The sequence below is a fragment of the Acidaminococcus sp. CAG:542 genome (genome assembly GCF_000437815.1).
In the GTDB taxonomy this organism is placed as follows: Bacteria; Bacillota; Negativicutes; order Acidaminococcales; family Acidaminococcaceae; genus Acidaminococcus.
In genome coordinates this window covers 12,860-15,164 of the sequence record NZ_FR902040.1, presented here as the reverse complement: position 1 = coordinate 15,164, position 2,305 = coordinate 12,860, and the positions used below count along the sequence as shown (strand labels likewise).

At 55.4% G+C, this 2,305-nt stretch carries 2 protein-coding genes; both read left to right on the top strand.

Annotated elements, in window-relative coordinates; genetic code table 11:
- The first annotated feature begins 157 nt into the window (after window positions 1-157).
- Window positions 158-1,543, top strand: coding sequence for a sensor domain-containing diguanylate cyclase (locus tag QVO43_RS02645; protein ID WP_022487053.1), 1,386 nt, complete (start codon window positions 158-160; stop codon window positions 1,541-1,543).
- Window positions 1,544-1,664: 121 nt separating this feature from the next.
- Window positions 1,665-2,305, top strand: a 641-nt coding sequence (locus tag QVO43_RS02640) for a hypothetical protein (protein WP_288174384.1), incomplete at its 3' end; no start/stop codon positions are given.

Below are 2,305 nucleotides of genomic sequence, written 5' to 3'. Positions count from 1 at the left end.
CCGCTGACCGCGACCAAAGGGGCTGTCCATTCGGCAGCCCCTTTCCTGTATAGTCACCCGTATCTTTTCATGGTATAATAAAACTGTAAACTGACAATTTGGCTCACCATTCTACCCAGCAGCGGATGATGACAATGCCTGTAAGGGAGTGTATGCTATGGACGAAGACAGGATGGGGTTGGACCTGTTCCGGGATGTGCCGGCGGCCTATGCGGTGTTCCAGGTGATCCCCAATGAGGGGGGATCTGGAGCCATGGATGCCCGGTATGTCTATGTGAACCAGCTGTACTGCACCATTGCTGGCCGCGCCCCCAAGGATCTTTTGGGACACCGGTTCTTTGAGGTGTATCCCCAGGGGAACCCTTTGTGGATGGACTGCTGCCACCGGGCGGTGATGGAACAGACGGAAATCCGCAGCAGACTGTATGAGGAGAGCATCGGCCACTGGCTGGACTTTGCCGTAAAGCCCCTGGAGAACCATCCAGGGTGGGTGGCTTTTGTATTCATGATCGCGGACCGGGAACGGGAAGAGAGCCACGCCATGCGCCGGGGGATGATGACCGATGACGTGATCCTCCGGATCTTCCGGATCCTCAATGGAGAGGAAGGGTATGAGGCTTCCATGGACCATGCCCTGGAAGCCCTGGGAGAAATGATCCACCCGGATCGGCTGTATGTGCTGGAAACCGACGGGAAAACCGTCTCCAACACCTTTGAATGGTGCGCCCCGGGAATTGAACCGGAAATCCAGACCCTGCAGAACAAGGATTATCAGCTGTACATGGGAGGCTGGAGCCAGTTCCTGGAAAGTTCCACCTGTGTGCTGATTGAAGACATCGAACTGCTGCGGGAAGATGATCCGGTGGACTACGAGAACCTGAAGCGGCAGAACATCCAGCGGCTGATCGCTGCGCCCTTTTACCTGCAGGGACAGATCGTGGGCTTTTTGGGAGCGGACAATTACGAGGTAAATGACCTGATCAACACCCGGGAAGTGCTGGAAACCATTTCCTATTTCCTCAGTTTCAAGATCCGGAACCACAAGCTGGTGAGACAGCTGGAGCATATGAGCCGGTACGACGTCCTTACCGGGGTCCACAACCGGAACGCCCTCCAGGAGACTCTCCACAGCCTGGCCCGGCGGAATCGTCCCCTGGGGGTGATCTACGCCGATGTGAACGGTCTGAAAGCCACCAACGACCAAAAGGGCCACCGGGCCGGGGATGAACTGATCCGCCGGGCTGTCGGGGTTTTGGTCCGGAACTTTTCCCGGGAGCAGGTGTTCCGGGAAGGGGGAGACGAATTCGTCGTGCTGGCCCGGAACCTGGGGAAACGGGAATTTTCCCGCCGGGTGGAGCAGATCCGCCGGGAACTGGCTGAAGACCCGGAACCCATCCTGGCTGTAGGGTCCCTGTGGCTGGAGGATTCCGCCCACATCCGGCAGGCCATCCGCCAGGCTGACCGGGAAATGTACCAGGACAAGGCCGCCTATTATGCTCTTCACGAAAGAAGGCACAAAGGCTTGGAAGAGCGGAAGGGGTAGACCTCTTCCTTGACCCGGCCCCACATCCACGGGTATAATAAAGAAAGCCGCGCTTTTTGAGGCGTGGGCTTTCTTTTTATTTGTCAAATTACTCTTATATTTTATTTTTGGAGGTCACACCATGAAATCGCCGAAAAAGCCAAAATCTCCTGTTATACCCTCCTCCCTGACCGTTTCTGAAGAGGAACTGGAGAATATCAACGACCGGTATCTGCAGCTGATCTATGAAACCACCCCGGTGGAAGTGCTGCTGAAGCCCATGAAGGGGAACAGCCGGAAATACCGGAAATACATTATCCAGCTGGGGAAACTGGACAAACGGTCCCCCCGGGTCCGGGAAAAAATCGTCCCCTTTGCGGTGGAACTGTACAAGGAAGGGGACCGGATCTACCGGGACATTGCCGCCTATACCTTCCAGGCCTTCCTGGGCCAGGTATGCCGGAACCTGCAGCAGATTGTAGGGAAGGATCCGGAGAATATCAGGAAAATCTGCAAATACAGCCCGGATGCCATGGCGGAACTGCTGCTGAAATATGGACGGATCTGCCAGAATAAAAAGCAGCCCTTCCGTCCCAATGCCCTGTGGATGGTACTGGAAATGGCCGGAATGCCCTATCCGGAAGGGAAACAGCACCAGGCGGAATCCCTGCTGAAGAAGAAGGAAAAGGAGGCCCGGGAAACCCAGGACTCCAAAGAGAAGAAAGGGGCCAAAGAGAACAAGGAAGCCAGGAACAGCAAAGAAAATAAAGATAGTAAAGATAA